We start from the raw sequence: 14,730 nt of genomic DNA on the forward strand, positions 1-14,730 counted from the left end.
ATCAATTGCACAGAGACGTAATAAATAGGCGCTAGAGAGAATTAAACCTCTGACTATTGGCTATACTGGCAAAGTTATTAAAGGGAAGGCGTCATATTTCACAACTAACTCTCTATTAAAGTGGGGTTGTAAGTATCCCGGCAAAACGGCCCATTCACTTTTAGAGATCTTCCGACATACTGATTATGTCCCCTGAGGAGATCGCCATGCGTAAAGCCCGATTCTCCGAACACTAGATCATTGCCGTTCTGAAGTCCGTCGAAACCCGACGTACCGTCAAGGATGTGTGCCGTGCGGCCGGTATCTCTGAAGCCTCGTACTACAACTGGAAAGCAAAATATGGCGGTATGGAAGCCTCTGCTATCAAAAAGATGAAAGATCTGGAGGATGAAAACCGACGCCTCAAACAGATGTTTGCTGAGCTCAGCCTTGAGTGCCGGGCATTTAAAGATGTCATTGAAAAAAAGCTTTAAAACCAGCGATAAAGCGTGAACTCGTCAGCTATCTGACAGCGCAATTTGCCATGAGTTTACGCCAGGCCTGCAGGACGTTATCGCTGAGCAGGACAGTCTATTTTTATCAGCCCGATACCCGGCGTGATGAACCGGTGATCCATGCGGCTGGCTGATGGAATATAACAACGAGCGGCCTCATGAATCCCTGAACAACCTGACGCTGGAAGATTACCGGCTGATGGCTGAAAAAACGGAACTCTCAAAAAGTGCGTGGAACTAAAACAGGTGTTGCTTACAGTTGGTTTTAAGGCAAAAAAAAGCCCATCGTGGGAGATGGGCAAAGACTACACACAGCAATTCGTTGTTTCACTCAGGGGATTTCCATGCTTATAAATCAATATCTTGATCTATAACCGTGGGCTAATAGTAGGCATCAGGGCTGTTGACGTCGATCGGATTCTTCTCAATAGTTAAATCAGTGTGAAGAATATGAGAGGTAAATAGCGAGCTGGAACATGAATATGCCGGAAGTGGCGGGGGATTGATAAATTTAGCTTAAGTTTAAGGCGGGTTTCCCCGCCTTTCTGTTACTTTTCGCTTTTGTTATGGCTGGCATTAAGTTCGGCGAGCTCCGCCAGAACCAGATCCGGGTCCAGCGGCGGCGCTGGAACTTCCTGCACCCAGGCGTCGTAAAGGCGCCAGGAGACGGCCAGCAGCACCGGACCGATAAACAGGCCAATCATGCCGAAGGCGATCAGGCCGCCGATAACGCCGGAGAGGATCAGAATCATCGGCAGGTCGGCGCCCATGCGAATCAGCACCGGGCGAATCACGTTATCCATCGTACCCACCACGCAGCTCCATACCAGCAGCACCGTGCCCCAGGTCGTATCGCCGGTCCAGTACAGCCAGATAATCGACGGCACCAGCACGATAAGCGGCCCCAGCTGTACCAGACAGGTGAAAATCATCACCACGGTCAACAGCGCGGCGTAAGGTACGCCGCTTATCGCCAGCCCGATACCGCCAAGAACCGCCTGCGCCAGCGCGGTGACAACCACGCCCAGCGCCACGGCGCGTACCGCCTGTCCGGCTAGGACCACCGCAGCATCGCCACGCTTTGAGGCCAGACGGGTCGCGAAGTAGCGGAAACCATAGGCGACCCGCTCGCCGCGCCAGTAAAGCAGGGCGCTGAACAATAGCATCAGTCCGCAGTAAACCAGCAGTTTACCAATATGCGCAGCCTGGCCGACAAACCAGGTGGTGGTGGCGCCGATATAAGGGCGGACCTTGGCCATAATCGCCGCGCCGCCCATCTCCAGCAGGCTATGCCAGGCGGAATAGAGTTTATCGCCGATCAGCGGAATCGAGTTCAGCCAGGCGAAATCCGGCAGCGTTACCTGGCCGGTACTGACGATTTTAATCAGCGGGGCGCTATTATCGACCAGGCTATTCACCAGTAAGGCAATGGGAATGACGAATAGTAAAAACAGCAGTAGCGTCATCACCAGCACCGCCAGCGCGCGTTTGCCGAACAGCAGCTTTTGCAAACGAAGCAGCACCGGCCAGGTGGCGATGACCACGGTACCGGCCCAGGCGAAGGAGAGAATAAATGGTTGCACAATCCACAGGCAGGAAATAATTATCAGGGACAAAAACAGCACCGACAGCAGAATTTGCGGTATGTCCCGGGGCTGATGTTGGTTAATCATAGAGAAAATTTACCTTTCCAGTCGCGTCTCAATGCTGACGCAGCGTAATTCCATGTACAGATAATAATATCAATAATTTCGCGCGCCTGATTTTGCCCGTAAATCTCGTGGGCGGATATGAAAAAAATGTGATAAAAAGTTGAGTGCGCCACGCAAACGTTTAATTTGCGCATTATTACATCATCTAAACACAACATATTCAGGCAGGGTCAAGCGTCATGATCCCACAGATTTCTCAAGCGCCGGGCGTCGTTCAACTGGTGCTGAATTTTTTGCAGGTACTGGAGCAACAAGGTTTCACCGGCGATACCGCCACCAGCTATGCCGACCGGCTCACTATGGCGACCGATAACAGTGTCTATCAGCTGTTGCCGGACGCCATTCTGTTTCCCCGTTCCACCGCAGACGTCGCTTTACTGGCGCGACTGGCGGCGGAACCGCGCTTTAAATCGCTGATTTTTACCCCTCGCGGCGGTGGTACCGGCACCAATGGTCAAGCGCTGAATGCGGGGATCATCGTCGATATGTCGCGCTATATGAACCGTATTATCGAAATCAATCCTGAAGAGGGTTGGGTACGGGTCGAAGCCGGGGTAATCAAAGACCAGCTTAACCAGTTTCTTAAGCCCTACGGCTATTTCTTCGCCCCAGAGCTGTCGACCAGTAACCGCGCGACGCTCGGCGGAATGATCAATACCGATGCCTCCGGACAGGGGTCATTGGTTTACGGTAAAACCTCCGATCATGTGCTCGGGGTGCGATCGGTACTCATGGGCGGCGATATCCTTGATACTTTACCTATTCCCGCCGCGCTGGCGGAAACGCTGGGGCGCGAGCAGTCAGCGATTGGCCGCATCTACCGTACCGTCTATCAGCGCTGCAAAGCGCAGCGTCAGCTGATCCTCGATAAATTCCCGAAACTGAACCGCTTCCTGACCGGCTACGATTTGCGTCATGTGTTCAATGATGAGATGAGCGAGTTCGACCTGACGCGCATTCTGACCGGCTCCGAAGGCACGCTGGCATTTATCACCGAAGCGCGGCTCGATATTACGCGTCTGCCGAAGGTGCGCCGCTTGGTTAACGTCAAGTATGACTCCTTTGATTCGGCGCTACGTAACGCGCCTTTCATGGTTGAAGCGAAGGCGCTGTCGGTGGAGACCGTCGACTCGAAGGTGCTTAATCTGGCGCGAGAAGATATCGTCTGGCACTCGGTAAGCGAATTGATCGCCGATGTGCCGGATAAAGAGATGCTGGGACTCAATATCGTTGAGTTTGCCGGTGATGATGCTGAATTAATAGACGGTCAGGTTTCCACCCTGTGTCAGCGTCTTGATGAGCTCATGTCGCAGGGCGCCGCAGGAGTGATTGGCTGGCAGGTCTGTCATGAACTGGATGGCGTCGAGCGCATCTATGCCATGCGTAAAAAGGCGGTTGGTCTGCTGGGCAACGCCAAAGGCGCCGCTAAACCGATTCCTTTCGCTGAAGATACCTGCGTGCCGCCTGAGCATCTGGCGGATTACATCACCGAGTTTCGCGCTTTACTCGACGGACATGGCCTGAGCTACGGCATGTTTGGACACGTCGATGCCGGCGTGCTGCACGTTCGTCCGGCGTTGGACATGTGCGACCCGCAGCAGGAGGTGCTGATGAAGCAGATCTCCGATGAGGTGGTTGCGTTGACGGCCAAATATGGCGGCCTGCTGTGGGGCGAACACGGTAAAGGGTTCCGCGCCGAGTACAGTCCGGCCTTTTTTGGCGAGGAGTTATATAGCGAACTGCGTAAAGTGAAAGCGGCATTTGATCCGGATAACCGATTGAATCCGGGGAAAATTTGCCCACCGGAAGGCGTCGATGCGCCGATGATGAAAGTCGATGCGGTGAAACGCGGCACCTATGATCGCCAAATTCCCATCGCCGTGCGTAGCGCCTGGCGCGGCGCGATGGAGTGTAATGGTAACGGTCTGTGCTTTAACTTCGATGTAAAAAGCCCGATGTGTCCGTCAATGAAGGTCAGCAATCAGCGCATCCATTCGCCGAAAGGCCGCGCGACGCTGGTGCGTGAATGGTTACGCCTGCTGGCCGACCGTGGTATCGATCCGAACAAACTGGAGCAAGAGCTTCCGGAAAAAGGCGTGAGCCTGCGCGCCCTGATCGAGCGTACCCGCAACAGCTGGCATGCGCGTAAAGGCGAATATGATTTCTCGCATGAAGTGAAAGAGGCGATGTCCGGCTGCCTGGCCTGTAAGGCCTGTTCAACCCAGTGTCCGATTAAGATCGACGTGCCGGAATTCCGTTCTCGCTTCCTGCAGCTGTATCACAGCCGCTACCTACGACCGGTACGTGATCATCTGGTGGCGACGGTCGAGTCCTACGCGCCGCTGATGGCCCAGGCGCCGAAAACATTCAACTTCTTTATCAATCAGCCGTGGATGCGCAAGCTGTCGGAAAAACATATCGGCATGGTCGATCTGCCGCTGCTCTCCGTACCGTCGCTCAAGCAGCAGCTGGCAGGCCACCGCTCCGCCAATACCACGCTTGAGGATCTGGAAGCGATGAGCGTCGACCAGCGTGCGAAGAGGGTGCTGGTGGTACAGGATCCGTTTACCAGCTACTACGAAGCGCAGGTGGTAGCTGACTTTGTCCGCCTGATTGAAAAAGTCGGCTATCAGCCGGTGCTGTTGCCGTTCTCACCGAACGGTAAAGCGCAGCATATCAAAGGGTTCCTGACGCGCTTTGCGCGTACCGCGCAGAAAACCGCTGATTTTCTCAACCGCGTAGCGCGGCTGGATATACCGATGGTTGGCGTCGACCCGGCGCTGGTGCTTTGCTATCGCGATGAATATAACCAGACGCTGGGCGAGAAACGCGGCGATTTTCGCGTGATGGTGGTGCATGAATGGCTGACCCAGGCGATAGCGCCATCGGCCGGCCAGGACAACAGCGGCGAACCCTGGTATCTGTTTGGCCACTGTACGGAAGTGACGGCGCTACCGGCCGCGCCTAAACAGTGGGCAGAGATCTTTGCCCGTTGCGGGGCGAAAATGGAGTACATCAGTACGGGTTGCTGCGGCATGGCGGGTACCTACGGGCACGAAGTGAAAAACCATGCCAACTCGCTGGCGATTTACGCGCTTTCCTGGCAGCAGGCGATGGCGCGTTTACCGCGTCATCGCTGTCTGGCCACCGGCTATTCCTGCCGAAGCCAGGTGAAGCGTATCGAAGGTAGCGGGGTTCGCCACCCGCTGCAGGCACTGCTGGAGATTGTGGGATGATTTGGAAACGTCAGGCTTCGCTACCGCAGCTTAACGCGATGGGCGAGGGGAACATGGTGGGTCTGCTGGATATTCAGTTTGTAGCCATCAACGATAACGCCATTGAAGCAACAATGCCGGTTGATCACCGTACGCATCAGCCATTTGGCCTGCTCCACGGCGGCGCATCGGTGGTTCTTGCGGAAACGCTGGGTTCGGTTGCGGGCTATTTGTGTACCGAAGGGGAACAGAAAGTGGTCGGCCTGGAAGTGAATGCCAACCATATTCGTTCAGTGCGCAGTGGGCGGGTGCGTGGGGTTTGTACCGCGCTGCATGTAGGGTCGCGCCATCAGGTGTGGCAAATTGATATCACCGATGAGCAGGGGCGCCTGTGCTGCTCATCACGGCTGACCACCGCGGTGGTGTAACAGTATTTCAGGGGATGCATTAGCATCCCCTGATTGTTTATTGCGTGTCGTCCTTGATGACATCGCTGGCGCCGTTTTTCTGCACCGAGGCGATACCCTTTTTCGCCGCATCTTTCGATGAGTACATCTCACTGGTGGCGATGGTCTCGTGGTTATCGGCCTTCAGCAGAAAATACCACGGCTGCGAGACGTTCTTATCAGACTTTTTCAGTACGTAATATCCCATTTCTCACTCCTTCGGCGTTGACGAGCACTGAATAATCTGTAGACCATGGCTAACGCTACGGCAAGCAATCATCCAATAAATATATATTTGTTAAATCATTCGTTGTAATTATGCTACTATTTTAATTACGAATTACATTCACGGTAACAAAGAGGACGGAGTTAACCATGGGTATCATTTCCTGGATCATTTTTGGTTTGATCGCTGGTATTTTGGCTAAGTGGATTATGCCGGGCAAAGACGGCGGTGGATTTATTGTCACCGTGATCCTCGGTATTATCGGTGCGGTAGTTGGTGGCTGGATCAGTACCTTATTCGGCTTTGGCAAAGTTGACGGTTTTAACTTCGGTAGCTTTGTCGTGGCGGTAATTGGCGCACTTGTTGTGCTGTTTATCTACCGTAAAGTGAGGAGTTAATACGCCACGCGTACATTGACTCTGAGAAAGTAAGCCGCCGTGAACCACGGCGGTTTTTTTATGCCTGCGACACAAAAAAAGCCCGCAGGATACCCGCGGGCGAACCCATTTTGGCAAATTTTTTCGGCTGCCTCCTGACAAAGGGCGTATACACCGTTTTGCCGGATGGTAAGGCGCAGCCTGACCGCTTCCCGGCTGGAGAAGCAGTGAGGTAATTTTATGTCCAATTCAGGGGGAAAATAAGCTGACAAAAACAGTAGGGGCCGCGCTTATTCCAGCAACACGCTCATCACCAATAGCACAACCATGCACATCGACATAATACTGATATCAATCATCCTGTACGACACTCGCTCACGAAAACGATAGCCCGGCCTTGCACCGGTAAGTATTCACAAAGGAGAGGGATTGTACATGAGTAAACGCTGTATTAACCAACCCTGCTTTTAAGAATTAACCGATCACATCACAAAACGTGAACGTTCTATTACTCGTCAGCAGCACCGATTGGCACTTTGGCGAAAATCTGTAGTCGGGCTTCGGATGCGTAAAATGGAATCAGCAGAAAAGCGAAACCTGCGCCACCGGTTGCATACTGCACTGCCAGGTCGGCGCTGTGGGTGATAAATATTTGATGTCCACCCCAGCTACAGCCCACGCTCATATCCGGCGTACAGTTTTTCCATTTACTCAGTAACTCGCCACTTTTCGTCAGGTATAAGTACTTCGTGTCCGAACCCGATGGCGGCGTCGCGGATTCGGCTAACAAGATGAACGTTTGAGTGCTTACTACTTTCCCTTGCCCGTCTAACGATGAGGCTTGTAGCGTTGCGGTGGGGTAATTGAAGCGTAATTCAATGCTTGCGGCATTTTTGTCACTGACGTAAAAAACCTGCGTTAAATTATCCGCCCCCCAATATTTTCCACCGCTGGATTGCAGCGGTTTTATCTTAAATCGGTATACGTTCCGCTTGCGTATATCCTGGCGCTGGGAGTATTCGGCATTGTATTGCGCGCTTTGCGGCGCGTTAACCGAGCAGCCGGTAAGTAACCCTATTAATAGTAATGCTGAAAATTTGCGCATTCTTTTCCCGTCCATCATTCATATACTGCTGACGGTCGATTATGCCCGTTATGACAAACGATAAAAAATACAGAACGCTACCAAACCCGGTAGGTCGTTGCATCTCGCACTATCTGACATATGCTTAAAATAAGCATGTGCCATGCTTGTTATCAGATGCTGGGATAGAGGGGAAGATATGACGATTACGCTGTGCAAAGCTTGTGGTACCTCCTATGAATTTAGCGGAGGCCCTGCGCAACATTGCCCGATATGTGAAGACGAGCGTCAATTTGTTCCTGTGGGCGGGCAGCAGTGGATTGCGTTAAATAAGCTCACCGCATCGCATAACAATAAATGGCAGCAGCATAACAGTGGGCTTTTTAGCATTCGCACCATCCCCAGTTTTGCCATTAATCAGCGCGCATTTCTGTTGCGTACGCCGCAGGGCAATATTCTGTGGGACTGTATCGCCAATCTCGATGAGGCGACCAAAACGCTGGTTTCCGCGCTAGGTGGGCTGAAGGCTATCGCCATTTCGCATCCGCATTATTACAGCTGTATGCAGGATTGGGCGGCGGAATTCAAGGCGCCAATCTATCTGCATGGGGATGACCGGCAGTGGATCATGCGTGATAGCCCGTGGATCAGCTTATGGGAGGGAGAAACTCTACAACTGACCGCTGGCGTCAGCTTGATTCGTCTGGGCGGGCACTTCGCCGGCGGCAGTGTGCTTCACTGGGCACAGGATGACGGTCTGTTATTATCCGGCGATATAGTCCAGGTGGCGCCCGGAGCTAACGCCGTTTCTTTCATGTGGAGCTACCCCAATATGCTGCCGCTGCCGGCTGCTACCGTGAGTGATATCATTCGACGTCTCGACGAGCTGAAGTTTAGCCAAATCTACGGCGCGTTTGAAGGACGGGAGATTCTGGTTAATGCACAAGAAATCGTACGTCAATCGGGGAAAAAGTATGTGGCATGTTTGGCCAGACATAGCGTCTAGTCATGCCGGGCTAAATACTGAATTGAAAGTATTCTTGAACCCGTAATATGCCAGGCGAAAGATTATGAAGAATTGGTCATGCATATTTCTGGTTTTGAGCGACACATATTATTTCGTGTCAATGTTACTGGTTTTTTTACCACGAAAATGATAATGGATAGTCTGCTTTTGGCATTGCTTGTAGCGGTTTTTTACAATGGGGTTTATATCATTGTTTTCTTCGCCAGCGAGTCACTTACCGTGGTGCAATAAATAATCTATGGAAAGTCATTAAAGGTATGGCGAAGAGCGTCAGCGTGAGGGGAGGCTTCTTGTTGTGTCTGTATGCCCCTGCGATGGGGCATGATTGAAAATTATGATAGAAAGTCTTTTGATAGAAGTTGGTAATAATATTTTGGTTATTAATATTTCTTTTTGAATGTGTTTTTTTGTTTTTTTCGATCCTTGATATAGGAAATGAAAACAGCAATGGCAAGTAGAAAAAGAATTATCACAATAATAACGAAAAATAAATTTTCCATTTGAGATATCCTCAGGAATGAAGATCGGTAATTTTATTGTTATGAGGAAGAATCTACATCTACACCAGGAAAAATCCTAGTGAAAAACACACTTCAGATAACAAAAAGTATAACTGAATGATGGTTGTTAATTGAGGTGGCATATAATTCCGAAATCCAGCGGCAGAAGCGCTATTTTCTATAGCTAATTACTATTATTTTTCACTTTGATGACATCCTGATGGCGCAAGCGATGCTAATCCTGGCGCTGGCAAGGAAGCTGCCTGTTGCTACCACATAGACGGGTCATTTGCCTATCTAATAAATAGGTATTTTCGATACATCTTTTTTCATTGCCGCTTTGCCTAAGTCTTTTCCCTAATAATTTATTATTTATCACTGTGTTAGATGAAGAAAATGCTGCCTGATAACCCCTCTGCCAGGGTCTATGCTTATAGAAAAGCCCAGGAATGGGCGAAATGGACGAATACCCCTGCTATGGCAGGGTTGAAGTGATAATCATTATCACTAACATGAGGGTATGGCCCGATAGCGGCAATCGATGAGGTAGAGCGATGGAACTACAAACAAACACCTTTAATCCCGACGATTTCAACTGGCAGGGGCTCACGATGACCCCCGCTGCGGCGGCCCATATCCGCGAACTGATGCATAAACAGCCGGATAAGCAGGGGCTGCGTCTGGGAATCAAAACCAGCGGTTGCGCCGGTTTTGGCTACGTGCTGGAAATGATTGCCGAACCGGCGGACGACGACCTGCTGTTTGAGCGCGACGGCGCGAAGCTGTTTGCGCCGCTGCAGGCGATGCCGTTCATTGACGGTACCGAACTGGATTATGTTCGCGAAGGTTTAAATGAAATATTCAAATTTCATAACCCGAAAGCGCAGCACGAATGCGGCTGCGGCGAAAGCTTCGGGGTGCAGGCGGAGTAACTATGTCTCGAAATACTGAAGCAACTGACGATGTCAAAAGCTGGACCGGCGGCCCGCTCAACTATAAAGAAGGCTTTTTTACCCAGCTACAAACCGATGAGCTGGCCAAAGGCATCAACGAAGAGGTGGTGCGCGCGATCTCCGCTCGTCGTAATGAACCGGAGTGGATGCTCGAATTTCGTCTCAACGCCTTTAGGGCGTGGCAGGAGATGGAAGAACCGCACTGGCTGAAAGCGCATTACGATAAGCTCAATTATCAGGATTATAGCTACTACTCGGCGCCATCCTGCGGCAACTGCGACGATACCTGTGCCTCCGAACCCGGCGCGGTGCAGCAAACCGGGGCGAACACTTTCCTGACAAATGAAGTCGAGGAAGCCTTTAACCTGCTCGGCGTACCGGTACGCGAAGGCAAAGAAGTCGCGGTGGACGCTATTTTCGACTCGGTATCGGTGGCGACCACCTATCGCGAGAAGCTGGCGGAGCAGGGGATCATCTTCTGCTCCTTTGGCGAAGCGATTCACGATCATCCGGAACTGGTGAAAAAGTACCTCGGCACCGTAGTGCCGGGCAACGACAACTTTTTCGCCGCGCTGAACGCCGCGGTCGCTTCCGATGGCACCTTTATTTACGTGCCGAAAGGCGTGCGCTGTCCGATGGAGCTGTCGACCTATTTCCGCATCAACGCCGAGAAGACCGGCCAGTTTGAACGTACGATTCTGGTCGCCGACGAGGGTAGCTACGTGAGCTATATCGAAGGCTGCTCGGCGCCGGTACGCGACAGCTATCAGCTGCATGCGGCGGTGGTTGAAGTCATCATTCATAAAGATGCGGAAGTGAAGTACTCCACCGTGCAGAACTGGTTCCCCGGCGACAACAATACCGGCGGCATCCTTAACTTCGTCACCAAACGCGCGCTGTGCGAAGGCGAAAACAGCAAGATGTCGTGGACCCAATCGGAAACCGGCTCAGCCATTACCTGGAAATACCCGAGCTGTATTCTGCGCGGCGATAACTCGATCGGCGAATTCTTCTCGGTGGCGCTGACAAGCGGCCATCAGCAGGCGGATACCGGGACCAAAATGATTCATATCGGCAAGAACACCCGTTCGACCATTATCTCGAAAGGGATCTCCGCCGGCCACAGCCAGAATAGCTATCGCGGGCTGGTCAAAATTATGCCGACCGCGACGAACGCCCGGAACTTCACCCAGTGCGATTCGATGCTGATCGGCCCGGACTGCGGGGCGCATACCTTCCCGTACGTCGAATGCCGCAATAACAGCGCCCAGCTGGAACACGAAGCCACCACCTCGCGGATTGGTGAAGACCAGCTGTTCTACTGCCTGCAGCGGGGTATTAGCGAAGATGATGCGATCTCGATGATCGTCAATGGATTCTGTAAGGACGTGTTCTCAGAATTGCCGCTGGAGTTCGCCGTCGAAGCGCAAAAATTGCTGGCTATTAGCCTTGAACATAGCGTCGGCTGATAATTAAGGAAAAAAGATGTTAAGTATTAAAGATTTGCAAGTCGCCGTTGAAGACAAAGAGATCCTGCGCGGGCTGAACCTTGAGGTACGCCCCGGTGAAGTCCACGCGATCATGGGCCCTAACGGCTCAGGGAAAAGTACGCTCTCGGCGACGCTCGCCGGACGGGAGGATTACGAAGTAACCGGCGGCAGCGTCGAGTTTAAGGGAAAAGACCTGCTCGAACTCGCCCCGGAGGATCGCGCCGGGGAGGGCATTTTTATGGCTTTCCAGTATCCGGTGGAAATCCCCGGCGTCAGTAATCAGTTTTTCCTGCAAACTGCGCTCAACGCCGTACGCGGCTATCGCGGCCTGGAGGCGCTGGATCGTTTCGATTTCCAGGATTTAATGGAAGAGAAGATCAAACTGCTGAAGATGCCGGAAGATCTGCTGACCCGTTCGGTGAACGTTGGTTTCTCCGGCGGCGAGAAAAAACGCAACGATATTCTGCAAATGGCGGTGCTTGAGCCTGAGCTGTGTATTCTGGATGAATCGGATTCCGGACTGGATATTGATGCCCTGAAGATTGTTTCGGATGGGGTTAACTCGCTGCGTGACGGTAAACGCGCCTTTATTATCGTCACCCACTATCAGCGTATCCTTGATTACATCAAACCGGATTATGTCCACGTGCTGTATCAGGGGCGAATCGTCAAGTCGGGCGATTTCACTCTGGTTAAACAACTGGAGGAGCAGGGCTATGGCTGGCTTAGCGAACAGCAGTAACGCGCTGCAGCAGTGGCATCATCTGTTTGAAGCTCACGGCGAAGAACGCACGCCGCAGGCCAATCAGCATCTGCAACAGCTGTTGCGTCTGGGGTTGCCGACGCGCAAACATGAAAACTGGAAATACACCCCGCTGGAGACGCTGCTAAGCGGCACATTTGTTGCGAGTCCGGCGACGCTCAACGTGGCGCAGCGCGACGCGCTGGCGCTCAACCTCGATGCCTGGCGGATGGTGTTTATCGACGGCCGCTTCAGCCCGGCGCTCAGCGACGATCTCACCGCTAGCGGTTTTGACGTTAGCGTTGATAACCAGCGCCAGCATTTGCCGGATGCGGTACAGCCGGAAGTGTTTCTTCATCTCACGGAAAGCCTGGCGCAGACGGTGACCCGCATCGGCGTAAAGCGCATTCAGCGTCCGGAGAAACCGCTGTTGCTGATGCATATTACCAGCGGACTGGCAGGCGACGAGCTTAATACCGCTCACTATCGCCATCATCTGGCGTTGGAGAGCGGGGCGCAGGCGACCATCATCGAACACTATATTAGCCTTGACGAGCAGCGGCATTTCACCGGCGGACGCCTGACGATGTCTGTCGCCGACAACGCCCATCTGCAGCATATCAAGCTGGCGTTTGAAAATGGGCAAAGCTACCACTTTGCCCATAACGATCTGCTGCTTGGCCGCGATGCTTCGGCTTTCAGCAGCAGCTTCCTGCTGGGCGGCGCGGTGTTACGACACCATACCAGCACCCGTCTGGCTGGTGAAAACAGCAATCTGCGCATTAACTCGCTGGCGATGCCGGTGAAAAATGAGGTCTGCGACAGCCGTACCTGGCTCGATCATCGCGTTGGCTACTGCAACAGCCGTCAACTCCACAAAACCATCGTCAGCGATAAGGGGCGGGCGGTGTTTAATGGCCTGATTAACGTCGCTAAACACGCGCTGAAAACCGATGGTCAGATGACCAATAACAATCTGTTGTTGGGAAGGCTGGCGGAAGTCGATACCAAACCGCAGCTGGAAATTTACGCCGACGACGTCAAATGCAGCCACGGCGCCACCGTCGGACGTATTGATGACGAACAGCTGTTCTATCTGCGCTCGCGTGGTATCGATCAACAGGCGGCGCAGCAGATGATCCTTTACGCCTTCGCCGCCGAGCTTACTGAAGCCATTAGCGATGATGCGCTGAAACAACAGGTGCTGGCGCGTATTGGCAAGCGCCTGCCGGGAGGAGATGCATGACATTTTCAGTGGAACGCCTGCGCGCCGATTTCCCGGTGCTGAGCCGTGAGGTTAATGGTCAGCCGCTGGTCTATCTCGATAGCGCCGCCAGCGCGCAGAAACCGGAAGCGGTGATTAACGCCGAAGCCGAGTTTTACCGCCACGGTTACGCTGCCGTCCATCGTGGTATCCACACGCTGAGCGCCGAAGCGACGGCGCGGATGGAGCAGGTACGCCAGCAGGCGGCCGTTTTCCTTAATGCCCGTTCGCCGGAAGAGCTGGTGTTCGTACGGGGTACCACCGAAGGCATCAATCTGGTAGCCAATAGCTGGGGCGGGGCTAACGTCGGGGCCGGCGATAATATTATCGTCAGCGAAATGGAACACCACGCCAATATCGTGCCGTGGCAGATGCTCTGCGCCCGCGTCGGCGCCGAGCTACGAGTGATCCCGCTCAACCAGGACGGAACTCTACAGCTCGATGTTATCCCCGGCCTGTTTGACGACCGCACCCGGCTGCTGGCGATAACCCAGGTGTCGAACGTGCTGGGGACGGAAAACCCGCTATCGGCGCTGATCCCGCTGGCGCATCAGCATGGCGCGAAGGTGCTGGTGGATGGCGCGCAGGCGGTGATGCATCACCCGGTGGATGTGCAGGCGCTGGATTGTGATTTTTACGTCTTCTCGGCGCATAAGCTGTACGGGCCGACCGGTATTGGCGTGCTATATGCCAAAGAAGCGTTGCTGCAGGAGATGCCGCCGTGGGAAGGGGGCGGGTCGATGATTGCTACCGTCAGCCTGAAGGAGGGCACCACCTGGGCGAAGGCGCCGTGGCGCTTTGAAGCCGGTACGCCGAATACCGGGGGAATTATCGGCCTCGGCGCCGCGCTGGACTATGTTAGCCAGATTGGGCTTGAGCAGATTGGCGAATATGAGCAGACATTAATGCGTTATGCCCTGCAGGAGCTGAAAAAGGTGCCGGATTTGACGCTTTACGGCCCGCAACATCGGTTGGGCGTCATCGCTTTTAATCTCGGGAAACATCATGCCTACGATGTCGGCAGTTTTCTTGATAACTACGGCATAGCGGTGCGCACCGGTCACCACTGCGCGATGCCGCTGATGGCGTTTTATCAGGTGCCGGCGATGTGCCGGGCGTCGCTGGCGATGTACAATACGATGGAAGAGGTGGATCGGCTTGTGGCCGGGCTGCAGCGGATCCACAAATTACTGGGTTAAA

General features: G+C 53.2%; 13 protein-coding genes, 1 other RNA gene and 2 pseudogenes. 11 read left to right on the plus strand and 5 right to left on the minus strand.

Annotation, left to right across the window (positions count from 1 at the left end; translation table 11 throughout):
• Nucleotides 1-236: 236 nt before the first annotated feature.
• A pseudogene (locus ACSEMK_RS17840) lies at nucleotides 237-619 on the plus strand (transposase); the annotation flags it as partial.
• 14 nt (nucleotides 620-633) lie between these two features.
• Nucleotides 634-735 (plus strand): annotated as a pseudogene (locus ACSEMK_RS17845) (integrase); the annotation flags it as partial.
• 29 nt (nucleotides 736-764) lie between these two features.
• Here ACSEMK_RS17845 and rprA read toward each other — a convergent pair.
• Nucleotides 765-872: antisense sRNA RprA (gene rprA / locus ACSEMK_RS17850), an RNA gene on the minus strand.
• Between the two features lie 170 nt (nucleotides 873-1,042).
• Nucleotides 1,043-2,167: an AI-2E family transporter YdiK gene (ydiK, locus tag ACSEMK_RS17855; protein ID WP_430915259.1), complete on the minus strand. Its 1,125-nt coding sequence runs from the start codon at nucleotides 2,165-2,167 to the stop codon at nucleotides 1,043-1,045.
• 218 nt (nucleotides 2,168-2,385) lie between these two features.
• Here ydiK and ydiJ point away from each other — a divergent pair, with 218 nt between their 5' ends.
• Nucleotides 2,386-5,442 (plus strand): D-2-hydroxyglutarate dehydrogenase YdiJ, encoded by a 3,057-nt coding sequence (ydiJ, locus tag ACSEMK_RS17860; protein WP_430915258.1) that lies wholly within the window; start codon nucleotides 2,386-2,388, stop codon nucleotides 5,440-5,442.
• Complete coding sequence (gene menI, locus ACSEMK_RS17865; protein WP_430915257.1) at nucleotides 5,439-5,849, plus strand: 1,4-dihydroxy-2-naphthoyl-CoA hydrolase; 411 nt, start codon at nucleotides 5,439-5,441, stop codon at nucleotides 5,847-5,849. The genes ydiJ and menI overlap by 4 nt, the downstream gene beginning before the upstream one ends.
• Nucleotides 5,850-5,886: 37 nt before the next feature.
• Here the strand turns inward: menI and ACSEMK_RS17870 are convergent, their stop codons facing one another.
• Nucleotides 5,887-6,075: a YegP family protein gene (locus ACSEMK_RS17870; protein ID WP_087857922.1), complete on the minus strand. Its 189-nt coding sequence runs from the start codon at nucleotides 6,073-6,075 to the stop codon at nucleotides 5,887-5,889.
• Nucleotides 6,076-6,242: 167 nt separating this feature from the next.
• Between ACSEMK_RS17870 and ACSEMK_RS17875 the strand changes: the two genes are divergently transcribed.
• Entirely contained in the window at nucleotides 6,243-6,491 is a 249-nt protein-coding gene (locus ACSEMK_RS17875; protein WP_087857921.1) for a GlsB/YeaQ/YmgE family stress response membrane protein, read from the plus strand.
• Between the two features lie 487 nt (nucleotides 6,492-6,978).
• On the opposite strand, the gene ACSEMK_RS17880 is transcribed toward ACSEMK_RS17875, so the two are convergent.
• On the minus strand, nucleotides 6,979-7,593 hold the full coding sequence (locus ACSEMK_RS17880; RefSeq protein WP_430915256.1) for a hypothetical protein: 615 nt from the start codon (nucleotides 7,591-7,593) through the stop codon (nucleotides 6,979-6,981).
• 160 nt (nucleotides 7,594-7,753) lie between these two features.
• Here ACSEMK_RS17880 and ACSEMK_RS17885 point away from each other — a divergent pair, with 160 nt between their 5' ends.
• Nucleotides 7,754-8,560, plus strand: coding sequence for an MBL fold metallo-hydrolase (locus ACSEMK_RS17885; RefSeq protein ID WP_430915255.1), 807 nt, complete (start codon nucleotides 7,754-7,756; stop codon nucleotides 8,558-8,560).
• A gap of 401 nt (nucleotides 8,561-8,961) precedes the next feature.
• Here ACSEMK_RS17885 and ACSEMK_RS17890 read toward each other — a convergent pair whose 3' ends face one another.
• Entirely contained in the window at nucleotides 8,962-9,081 is a 120-nt protein-coding gene (locus tag ACSEMK_RS17890) for a small membrane protein (protein WP_411325710.1), read from the minus strand.
• A gap of 554 nt (nucleotides 9,082-9,635) precedes the next feature.
• Here ACSEMK_RS17890 and sufA point away from each other — a divergent pair.
• From sufA to sufS, 5 genes are read left to right on the plus strand one after another with little or no spacing between them, the layout of a single operon-like run.
• Entirely contained in the window at nucleotides 9,636-10,013 is a 378-nt protein-coding gene (sufA, locus tag ACSEMK_RS17895; protein ID WP_063443660.1) for a Fe-S cluster assembly scaffold SufA, read from the plus strand.
• A 2-nt stretch (nucleotides 10,014-10,015) separates the two neighbouring features.
• The gene (sufB, locus tag ACSEMK_RS17900; RefSeq protein ID WP_113374145.1) at nucleotides 10,016-11,503 is read left to right on the plus strand and encodes a Fe-S cluster assembly protein SufB; all 1,488 of its coding nucleotides are present in this window, start codon (nucleotides 10,016-10,018) and stop codon (nucleotides 11,501-11,503) included.
• 16 nt (nucleotides 11,504-11,519) lie between these two features.
• Entirely contained in the window at nucleotides 11,520-12,266 is a 747-nt protein-coding gene (gene sufC / locus ACSEMK_RS17905) for a Fe-S cluster assembly ATPase SufC (protein ID WP_430915254.1), read from the plus strand.
• Nucleotides 12,241-13,512, plus strand: a complete 1,272-nt coding sequence (gene sufD / locus ACSEMK_RS17910; RefSeq protein WP_430915253.1) for a Fe-S cluster assembly protein SufD — start codon at nucleotides 12,241-12,243, stop codon at nucleotides 13,510-13,512. Before sufC ends, sufD begins: the two co-directional genes overlap by 26 nt.
• Entirely contained in the window at nucleotides 13,509-14,729 is a 1,221-nt protein-coding gene (gene sufS, locus ACSEMK_RS17915; protein WP_113374143.1) for a cysteine desulfurase SufS, read from the plus strand. Before sufD ends, sufS begins: the two co-directional genes overlap by 4 nt.
• The last annotated feature ends 1 nt before the right edge of the window (nucleotide 14,730 follow it).

It is taken from the genome of Klebsiella sp. K-3 (assembly GCF_051207495.1).
In the GTDB taxonomy this organism is placed as follows: Bacteria; Pseudomonadota; Gammaproteobacteria; order Enterobacterales; family Enterobacteriaceae; genus Klebsiella; species Klebsiella aerogenes.

Coding starts and splice junctions, on each gene's coding strand:
- ydiJ (WP_430915258.1), top strand. CDS start 2,386: ATGATCCCACAGATTTCTCAAGCGCCGGGCGTCGTTCAACTGGTGCTG.
- sufB (WP_113374145.1), top strand. CDS start 10,016: ATGTCTCGAAATACTGAAGCAACTGACGATGTCAAAAGCTGGACCGGC.
- ACSEMK_RS17880 (WP_430915256.1), bottom strand. CDS start 7,593: ATGATGGACGGGAAAAGAATGCGCAAATTTTCAGCATTACTATTAATA.
- sufA (WP_063443660.1), top strand. CDS start 9,636: ATGGAACTACAAACAAACACCTTTAATCCCGACGATTTCAACTGGCAG.
- menI (WP_430915257.1), top strand. CDS start 5,439: ATGATTTGGAAACGTCAGGCTTCGCTACCGCAGCTTAACGCGATGGGC.
- ydiK (WP_430915259.1), bottom strand. CDS start 2,167: ATGATTAACCAACATCAGCCCCGGGACATACCGCAAATTCTGCTGTCG.
- sufD (WP_430915253.1), top strand. CDS start 12,241: ATGGCTGGCTTAGCGAACAGCAGTAACGCGCTGCAGCAGTGGCATCAT.
- sufC (WP_430915254.1), top strand. CDS start 11,520: ATGTTAAGTATTAAAGATTTGCAAGTCGCCGTTGAAGACAAAGAGATC.
- ACSEMK_RS17875 (WP_087857921.1), top strand. CDS start 6,243: ATGGGTATCATTTCCTGGATCATTTTTGGTTTGATCGCTGGTATTTTG.
- ACSEMK_RS17885 (WP_430915255.1), top strand. CDS start 7,754: ATGACGATTACGCTGTGCAAAGCTTGTGGTACCTCCTATGAATTTAGC.
- ACSEMK_RS17870 (WP_087857922.1), bottom strand. CDS start 6,075: ATGGGATATTACGTACTGAAAAAGTCTGATAAGAACGTCTCGCAGCCG.
- sufS (WP_113374143.1), top strand. CDS start 13,509: ATGACATTTTCAGTGGAACGCCTGCGCGCCGATTTCCCGGTGCTGAGC.
- ACSEMK_RS17890 (WP_411325710.1), bottom strand. CDS start 9,081: ATGGAAAATTTATTTTTCGTTATTATTGTGATAATTCTTTTTCTACTT.